Raw genomic sequence first — 9,917 nt, forward strand, 5'->3', positions numbered from 1 at the left:
CGTAATTCATGGAGTAGAAGCTAGAGGACAAAAGGGAAATTACACCACGCAACGTCTTAAGTTTAACTCCAATTAGGTAACTTAATATTTTGTTACATAGATTGGTTTTTTCCCGCCTACCTACTTTCTTGCTTGGAATTGACCATTAGTTCAAGATACTGGTCGTATTTTAGATCTACAGTTGTTAAGTCTTCACCGCTAAAGAAGCTGTAGATGCAAAGATACATAGCAGAATAGCAAGCATACTCGATATCGCCGCTTTCTAAGCCGCTTTGGACTGCTGACATCAAAGACGGTATTGTCGCTCGGCTGGGTTCTTTCCAATGTCTCACGCAAGCATTGTAGACCATTATAACTTTAGATTCAAATTCTGTGGAGGGAAATTTATCTAATACTTGCAAAGATAGTTGACCGTATTGATAGCCTAATTCTATGTCTCCGATTGTTTCACAGATTAAGCTGCAACAAGCATAGGCATAACTAGCCGGGGCAGAGTTTCCATATTTGCTGCAAATATGTGCCATTGTAAAGACAACGGCTGGGTAAATTTCTGGACTGGCTAGATAAGCGGCAGAGGCGATCGCACATAAAATCCTCAAAGCAGCAATTTTATAAGGATCCTTGATTTCTGGGAGATTAGTTAAAGCGGGTATCTCCACCACCGCCGGGAGTTGTGTTTCCAAAGCAACACCCAGCATTCCCAGAACTTGCAATCCAGCATCCACTGCCGATTTCATCTGATTTTGGGCAATATAAGACTGAATTTGCGCTTCGTAAACTCGGAATTGATCGAGGAGGTTGTGCGATCGCGATATAACTATTTGGGCTAGTTGGTGCGACAAATCGAAATTGGTATTCAAATATTCGGCTGCCACCGCTTCTACATACAGATCGATCGTCAAGTCGTATAAATTTGTCCAGCTATCCTCTGGTAGCAGATTTCTGCCGATAGTTAAGTAATCAACCGCAGCAGCATAGGCTGTGGAATTTTTAGCTTTGCGCCCAGCAATTAAATTCAAGGAAGCTAGTTGATGTCTTTCGGTGCGATCGACAATTAATTCCACTGCCATGTTCAAATGGTTGACAATATCAAATATCCGATCTTCCGTAGGGGCGGCGGATGGTGCGTGCGGGCCCTCGTGCAGCAGCAATCTGCCAATTTGCAGGTGAGTTGACTGCTTTGCGTCGTCTGGAATCAAAGAATAGGCTGCTTGTTGAACGCGATCGTGCAAAAATTTGTAACTTGGCAATTGGCGATCGGCAACGGCTAATAGCGCAGACTCCCCACCATCTGCAAAAAATTTGTAAACTTCACTTTGCGGTAAAATTAGGCCTTCTTGCAATGGTTTCCACAAGTAGGCTGCGGTGTCTCTTTGAGATTTTTCACAGACAAGGGCTAAGGTTTCTAAATCAAATTGGCTACCAATACAAGCAGCTAATTTTAAAACATCTTGAGTGGCGATCGGCAATTTATGCAATTTATTTGCCACAAACTCGACTACATCATCGCTGACTGCCAATTCTCTGATTTTAGTAAGATCGCACTGCCAACCGCCCCGATCTCTCCCTGGCAATGGGGAAGCAAAATCGAAATAGATTAACTTATCTTCGTGGAGTTTTTTGAGGAATTGATTGCTAAAAAAAGGATTTCCCTTAGTTTTCTTGAAAATGATTTCTGTCAGCGCAAGAGCTCTGTCGATCGCACAACTTAAAGCATCAGCAACCAGACGATTTAAGTCAAATATTGAAAGTGGTGCGAGAGTAATTTGATTAATTATAGTGGCCGAGCGAGCGCTCTCCTGTTTTTGTAGAGAAGATGAACCCGCGCCTAGCTTCCGAATCTCTGATAAAGTCAGCATTAAGGGATGAACCTTGGATACTTCATTATCTCGATAGGCACCAATTAACAACAAATGTTGACCTTCCGATTCGCTCACCAACAACTGCATTAATTTCAGAGATCCTGAATCTGCCCATTGCAAATCATCTAAGAAAATGACTAAGGGATGATTTTTGGTAGCAAAGACACGAATGAACTTTTGAAATAATAGATTGAAGCGATTTTGGGCAGGATTTGGTTCTAGTTCAGGTACAACAGGTTGCTTGCCAATCAGCAGTTCTAATTCTGGGATAACATCAATAATTACCTGAGCATTATCGCCTAAAGCTGACAAAATTTTGGCTTGCCACTGCTGAACGCGAGCAGCACTTTCTGTGAGTAATTGCCGCATAAAACTTTGCAGAGCTTGTACCCATGCCGAAAAGGGAATATCGCGCTTGAATTGGTCAAATTTCCCTTTGATAAAGTATCCCCGCTGCTGAACTATGGGCTTGTGAACTTCGTTAATGACAGCGGTTTTGCCAATTCCAGAAAAGCCCGCTACCAGCACGATCTCAGTAGTAGCTGTACGGGGGATTTGACCCGGTTCTCGGCTATCCGCTGCTGGGGATTTTTTTTGGGAACAGGCGACGCGGCCGAAGGCTGCTAATAGGCTCGAAACTTCGCTTTCTCTGCCATAAAGTTGTTCCGGAATCACAAAGCGTTCGGAAATGTCTCTGCTGCCTAATTCAAACAGTTGAATAGTGCCACAATCCGAGTATTCTTTTAAGCATTTTTCTAAATCGTGTTTGATACCAAAAGCTGTTTGATAGCGTGCTTCCGCTGTTTTAGCCATCAGTTTGAGCACGATGTCGTTCAAGACTTGGGGGATGTCAGGATTTAGGGCGATCGGGGGAATTGCCTGGCGAGCAATGTGGCAGTGAACTAACTCAATCGGCTCCTTAGATTGGAACGGCAATTGTCCTGTCAGCAGTTCGTAAAAAGTTACCCCTAGCGAGTAAAAATCGGTGCGGTAGTCAATCCCGCGATTCATTCTGCCAGTTTGTTCGGGAGACATATAAGCTAATGTGCCTTCCAAGATATTGGGGCTTTTGATTTCTTGATTTTCTTTAGGCAAAAACGATGAGATGCTAAAATCTATAAGTTTGATTTCTTTGGTTGTAGGGTTAATTATAATGTTCTGTGGTTTGATATCCTTGTGAATAATGCCGCTGTGATATATTGTTTCTAATGCCGAGCAAATTTGAATGGCAATTTGCAAAAAAATGGCTAGGCGATTGGTGAATTTACCCTGGACTCCAAAAGCATCGCTGGTGATGTATTCAGCCAGAGAAATACCGCCAAAGTCCTCCATTACTAAAGCAAAACCGTTACGATATGTTTCCAGACTTAAATGTTTGACTGTACCGGAATTCTCAATATTTTTGGCAATTGTGTACTGATTGCGAAACTGCACCAGTTCGGTGAAAGTCGGATACTCAGACTTGAGCAATTTGATGACGACTGGTCGATTGTCTGATTCCGAAAAACCTCGATAAACCAAGGTTCGGGTGCCGGAGTAGAGTTGTTCGCTGATGCGGTAGCCGGGAATTGCGATCGGGGTCATAGTTGCTAAATCCTAGTCAGCTTTTAGTTTAAGAGGACTTACGCACTCCGACCTTGATAACCGGGTTTTTTAGCCGATCGGCTGGCTACAACCTCTGTATTGTAGTAAAAAAAACCGCTTTCTGGCTGCCTGCGCGTAAGTTATGTTTAAGGACTATCAAACTTGTTTGTGTTCATTATTTATTAGTTTACTACTGCTCCCAAGATTTCGGGAAGATTTGACAAAAAATAATGATATATCGAGCGCTAACCATCGCACGTCTCATGAATTTTGTTAAAAATCTTTGAAGCGCTTGCTTCCGGGAAGCGGGAGCCTGTTCAAGTCACATCTGGGATGTCCAGCTTTCTGTTGGTTGAATTCGCTACAAATTTCTTGGTACAATAGATAGACATTTTGAATGGACGGAATTACGTTTTAAAAGCTCTAGCTACAGTTAATTAATTTTTGTGACGGTATTAAGAGCAACTAATAATGTTATGATATCAAAAAATCTACTAACCTCAACAAATCTGCGTTCATTAGCGCTCATCTGCCTGCATCGGCGGTAAAAAAATAAATACCAAATACAAATGCAAATTAATCAAGCCCTCCACAGCGCCCTGCTCGTTTCCAACCTCGAAAAATCCCAACACTTTTACAGCAATGTATTAGGACTGCAAAAAATCGATCGCGAATTAAAATTTCCCGGCATCTGGTATCAAGTCGGTAACTTCCAGCTACACCTAATTTTGGCGGCAACAATTATACCAGATGCCGTAGACTATGAGAAATTGGGGCGCAACCGACATCTAGCGTTTGCTGTGGCTAACTTAGAGGCAGCCAAAGAGCAATTAATCGCTCACAATTGCCCGGTACAAATGAGCGCGTCAGGTCGATCGGCATTATTTACCCAAGATCCAGATGGGAATATCATTGAACTGGGCGAGTAATACCATTTTTTTATGAGGCTGCTCCCGAATTCGGATCCTGCCTAACCCCCCTTAATAAGGGGGGGATAAGATTCTTTTCAAAGTCCCCCTACAACCAGGGGGATTTAGGGGGATCGAGATATGTGCAACTTCACATTAAATTGGTATAACAGATGAAAATCATCGCCTACTCTTACACCGAACCGCTGCTAGAATCCGCGCCAGCAGCCGAAATTTGGGGCCAAGAGGTCGATCGCACATACCAAGACTTAGGAGGGCGCCAGCAACTCCAGCAACTGCTAAAAGACTGCCAAACAGAACCAGTCAAATACTTGCTAATTCAGCGTTTTGAAGAACTCGGCGACACAGTACAGCAAGTGTGCGCCCACCTCGAACAACTAGAAAACCTCGGCATTCAACTAATTGTCACAGACGAAAAACAAACAGAAAATAGAGCCAACTTGCTCAAACTCCTCGCCGAGATCCAGCGCAGCCAACACAGCCGCAGCATTCGCAAAGGACACGCCCGCAACCGCATCAAATCCCTTCCCCCACCCGGAAAAGCCCCCTATGGCTATCGGCGCGGCAAAGACAAATATGCGATCGACAAAACCGCCTCCCCCGCCGTCAAAGACTTTTTTGAACACTTTCTCATCTACGGTTCCCTGCGCGGTTCCGTGCGTTATTTAGCAAAGAAATACAACAAAAAAATCTCCGTCAGCACAGGCCGCCGCTGGCTGACAAATCCCGCCTACCGAGGCGATTTAGAATATCAAAACGGCGAAGTAATTTCTAACACCCACGTCCCGATTATTTCCAGAGAAGAAGCCGCCCAAGTAGACAGATTGCTGCGGCGCAACAGTCGCCTTGCTCCCCGCAGCGCCAGCGCCCCGCGTTCCCTCGCAGGTTTAGCAATTTGCGCCGAGTGCAAATCGTCCATGACAGTTACGAAAGTCACAGCCTACCGCAAAGACAAAGAATACCTTTATTTGCGACCGATTAACTGTCCCCAACAGCCTAAATGCAGCGGCATTTCCTACGAAGAAGTGTTGCAATTAACCATCACAGGGATTTGTCGCGATTTGCCAAATGCGATCGCCCAGTTGCAAATGCCGGACATCCAAGGCATCAAAGCCGGAATTGCCGGGGCGATCGCATCTAAACAAAAAATTATAGAACAACTTCCCGCCCTGATTGAAAGCGGCATTTTGGACGCGGAAACCGCAGATTTGCGATCGTATAAAATCCGCACAGAAGTTGCAGAAATGCAAAGCAGGTTAGCGAAAATGCCCCCCGTAAATTTGCGAGAAACTGCTCAAACTGTTTCTCTGCCACAATTTTGGCTGGATTTGTCGGAATCGGAACGCAGGTTTTATTTTCGAGAGTTTATCGATCGCATTGAAATAATTCGGGAAAATTCAGAAGTGAAACTGCAAATTATTTTTATTTTTTAATATTGAAAAATTGACAATTAACAATTCATATCATTGTCGATAGAATGAGTTTGTAGTGAGGACTTTAGTCCTGGCAATCGAAGGAATAAAGTAGTAGTAGGGTGCGTCAGCGACTTCTGGCGGACTAGCTAAAAATTAGGCTAATCGCTGACGCACCCTACAATATCTTAGACTATTAACTGTCAACTGTCAGGGGTTTTAACTGTCGATCGCACTGCTGCACAAAAGAGGTAACTACAGAGTGATAAAATCGGTAGCGGTGAGAGCATTGGCAGCAACACCGTTAAGCTTCGCTAACAATTGATTGGTACCCGTCACGCTAATCAAAGTTTGATTGTTGCTAGATGTAATGCTGAGTTGATTGAAACTCAAACCGGGAGCCAACCCAATTAAATCCTCGCCCTTGCGGAAATCAGTAATGATGTCGCTACCCAAACTTTGATTTAGGAAAAACACATCACTTCCCGAACCGCCAGTCAAAGTATCATCTCCTATATCCCCGGAAAGGAAATCGGAACCAGCACCGCCAGCAAAGAGATCGTTACCCTTACCGCCGAAAAGCGTATCGTTACCGGCGTCACCGCATAGAACATCGTTTGCATCGTTACCAAACAGTACGTCGTTGCCAATACCGCCATCGAGACTGTCGTTTTCTTTGCCGGAGTAAATCGTGTCATCTCCTGCCCCGCCAAACAGCAAGTCTGTACCTTCATTACCAAACACAAGATCGTTGCCGTTGCCAGCATTGATAGTGTCATTTCCTAAGTTGCCGAAAAGGAAGTCGTCACCATCTTCACCGATCAAGATATCGTCATCTTTGCCGCCAAAAATGGTGTCGTTGCCGATACCGCCGGCAACAGTATCTTTGCCCAAATCTCCCATTAAGAAGTCATTGCCATCGCCGCCAAGAATAGTGTCATTATCTTTGCCAGCACTGATGGTATCGCTGCCAGCACCACCTTGAATGAAATCAGTGCCGTCATTGCCGAAGAGCAAGTCGTTATCTGCACCGCCGTCAATGTTGTCATTGTCGCCCATGCCGTAGATAGTGTCGTTGCCGCCGAGTCCGTTAATCGACTCGGGGATGCTGCTACCCATGATGAAATCGGCATTGTTACCCCCATTGACAGTTTTTTGGACTGGGTTGGGGGTGATGGTAGCAGAGTTTAATTCTGGGGCGCTGAATCGATCGAGCAAACAATTATCTGTACCCGGTATCGGAGTCGGAGTTGGTGCCGGTGTCGGGGTGGGTGCGGGTGTGGGTGTCGGAGTCGGAGTTGGTGCCGGTGTCGGAGTTGGGGCGGGTGTGGGTGTCGGAGTCGGAGTTGGTGCCGGTGTCGGAGTTGGGGCGGGTGTGGGTGTCGGAGTCGGAGTTGGTGTCGGAGTCGGAGTTGGTGCCGGAGTCGGAGTTGGTGCGGGTGTCGGAGTTGGGGCGGGTGTTGGTGTCGGAGTTGGTGTCGGAGTCGGCGTGGCTGTCGTTGTGAATTCAAAAGCGCCGATATCGACGATCGCACTGCCGTTACCATCACCATCCTGGGGGCGAGTCACACCGCGCTGATCCTTAGCTGGCGCGCCCGCACCAGTACCTGTGTCAATGGCGGGACTTCCTGCTAGCAGGGGCAACACGAAAGCACCGTTGATATTTTGCAAAGGGCCGAGTTTCGGATCTGCGATCGTCACCTTTGCTGTAGCGTTATTGTCGTTTGGATCGCCTGTCGTGAGTTTAGCGGGAAACTGAATATTATTCCCGCCATCAATTAGTTCTCTTCCTGTTTGAAATTTAACTTTAAAAGGATTGCCCGCCGTGTTGCTATCAAAAATCGAATTCTTGACAGTAATTGGCTGATTGCCAAAGGTTGCAATACCTCCCGAAAACTCTCCAGCGGTGTTCTTGGCAAAAGTCGAATTGACGATGTTAGTCGAAAAGGCATCTTTGTTACCGACAACCATTCCGCCGCCTTGTTTAGCAGCCGTGTTGCCGGAAAATGTACTATTGACAATGTTGATATTACCCTCTTCTCCCAGCCACAAGCCACCACCGTTATCATCGGCTGTGTTGTTGGCAAAGGTGGTATTTGTCACTGTCAAATCTACATTTCCGTGGCGAACTCCACCACCAGAACCTCCCTGACCCGCTGCATTTTTGATAGCCTTGTTGTTAATGAAAGTGCTATTTTCCAAAACTACTTTGTCTTGGTTGTAACCAAACAAAAAGGCTCCACCTCCTTCTCCTGTCCCGATATTGCCGTCAAAAGTGCTGCCTCGGATGATAATGTTGCCAGGAGTAGGGCCTGGTGTTGCATTGGGCCCAGAAGCATTAGCGCCATCGACGTAAACTGCCCCGCCAACGCCTTTATCTGTGCGGTTGCCAGTGAATTTCGAGTTTTCGATCGTCATGCTGCCCAACAGGTTATTCACAGCCCCGCCGTAGCTGCCTTTGTTGTTGGTAAATTCGCTATCTTTGATATTGAGAACACCGCCGCTTTTAGTGGCGATCGCCCCGCCGCCGCGTTCGGTATTGCTAGCCAAAGAACCGTCATTGCCGCTAAACTTGCTGTTAATTACTGTTGTGGTGCTGCGGAAACCGGTGTAAATGCCACCGCCGAAACCGGCAACATTATTGTTGACTTGGCAATTTTCTAAAGTTAAAGTGCTGTTACCGCCAGTTTGAATGCCGCCGCCGCTGCTAGTTTCCTCGTTATTCGGATCGGTTCCCGACACTTTGCCGTCGGCAACAATCAGGTTTTTTAGAGTAACATTGGTGGAACCTTCGGTGAGGATTACCCGCGAAGTGTTGTTGCCACTGATGGTTAAATTGCTAGCAGCACTTGCATCAATTGTCAAGTTTTTGTTGATGACAAGTTGACCGGAAGTGAGGGTGATTTTTTGATTGGCAAGAGAGGAGGAAAATTGAATAATATCGCCGGCTGCTGCGGAGGCGATCGCGCTTCTCAATGAACCGGCCCCGCTATCATTAGCGTTGGTAACGGTAACAGTGGCTAAAGTCCCTTGGTAATCGGCCATTGCTTCTGGAGTCAAGGCAATGGGTGTTTCAATATCACCCTTGGTAAACTCCAAATTCCAGTTACCACCGCGCCCCGTGCGATCGCTAGATGCCGCAATATCAGCCCCGGTTAACTCCGAAAGGCGATCGACAAAATTAGCACCATCACCCGCCGCCACATCGCAACCGTAAAGCATGATATCAGCGCGATCGCTCAATGCCGTGCGCCACCCTTGCAACTCGCTGGCATACTGCGGCAAATTCTCCGAATTCAGCGTCGCCGAACCTAGCTGCAAACTGCCAGAATTCCCGTGAGAAAAAATGTGAACTTGGTCTACAGTTCCGCCCGCAGCAGCAATGGTTTGCAGTTTCGCAGTAATTTGCTCGACTCCGTTGCTATTTTTATCTAAAATGATTGTCTCAGAATTTGCGATCGCGCCGGCCGCCAGAGTTTGATAGTCATCTAAGTCCGAGTCAATGAAGACAAGAGATTTAGGACGAGAATTGCCGAGAACAGACTGTGAATCAATACTGGTAAAAGTTGAATTCATTTTTCATACCCATGATGATGTTTGCTATTTGCTGGTAAATGACCTTAAACAGTTGACAGTTGACAGTTGACAGTTTGATAGCGACCTCTACCTAGAACTCCGAGGATTGGAGTAATCAATAGTCCGAGCTTAATTTCCCCCTCAAAGGTAGAGGCTTTCAACCAATTATTTTTAGTAAAATATTCATTCTGAAAACCCCTGGATTGCTAAAAAACTTCGTGAAAGCATGGGGGTACTAGAATCAAGAGAATCTTGGGTTTTTCTCCACGATCTAAATCAGAAAAATACATTCAGACATAATTATTGCTATGTGGCGATTACCTCGCTCTCAATTAGCCACATACGATGTAATTTCAAGCCAGAGAAGAGTTGCTGCGGTTCCCAATTACTGATTGACCTAAAACCCTAAAATCTGCTCTCAAGGTCTGTTGACAGTTGACAGTTGACAGTTGACAGTTGACAGTTGACAGTTGACAGTTGACAGTTGACAGTTGACAGTTGACAGTTGACAGTTGACAGTTGACAGTTGACAGTTGACAGTTGACAGTTGACAG

The 9,917-nt window shown here is 45.8% G+C and carries 5 protein-coding genes; 2 read left to right on the plus strand and 3 right to left on the minus strand.

Annotated features, from left to right (window positions below):
- Positions 1-116: 116 nt before the first annotated feature.
- Positions 117-3,446 (minus strand): ATP-binding protein, encoded by a 3,330-nt coding sequence (locus QZ918_RS32195; protein ID WP_293342948.1) that lies wholly within the window; start codon positions 3,444-3,446, stop codon positions 117-119.
- A gap of 569 nt (positions 3,447-4,015) precedes the next feature.
- Here QZ918_RS32195 and QZ918_RS32200 point away from each other — a divergent pair.
- Together QZ918_RS32200 and QZ918_RS32205 are read left to right on the plus strand one after the other, a co-directional pair.
- A complete protein-coding gene (locus QZ918_RS32200; protein WP_293155390.1) occupies positions 4,016-4,375 on the plus strand; it encodes a VOC family protein in 360 nt (119 codons plus the stop codon).
- Positions 4,376-4,527: 152 nt separating this feature from the next.
- A complete protein-coding gene (locus QZ918_RS32205) occupies positions 4,528-5,808 on the plus strand; it encodes a recombinase family protein (protein ID WP_293342951.1) in 1,281 nt (426 codons plus the stop codon).
- Positions 5,809-6,042: 234 nt separating this feature from the next.
- Here the strand turns inward: QZ918_RS32205 and QZ918_RS32210 are convergent, their stop codons facing one another.
- Together QZ918_RS32210 and QZ918_RS32215 are read right to left on the minus strand one after the other, a co-directional pair.
- On the minus strand, positions 6,043-9,363 hold the full coding sequence (locus QZ918_RS32210; RefSeq protein WP_293342954.1) for a DUF4347 domain-containing protein: 3,321 nt from the start codon (positions 9,361-9,363) through the stop codon (positions 6,043-6,045).
- A gap of 353 nt (positions 9,364-9,716) precedes the next feature.
- Positions 9,717-9,917: hypothetical protein (locus QZ918_RS32215; protein ID WP_293342958.1), on the minus strand; the 201-nt coding region annotated here is incomplete at its 5' end.

Source organism: Microcoleus sp. CAWBG58, assembly GCF_020883045.1.
Taxonomy (GTDB): Bacteria; Cyanobacteriota; Cyanobacteriia; order Cyanobacteriales; family Microcoleaceae; genus Microcoleus.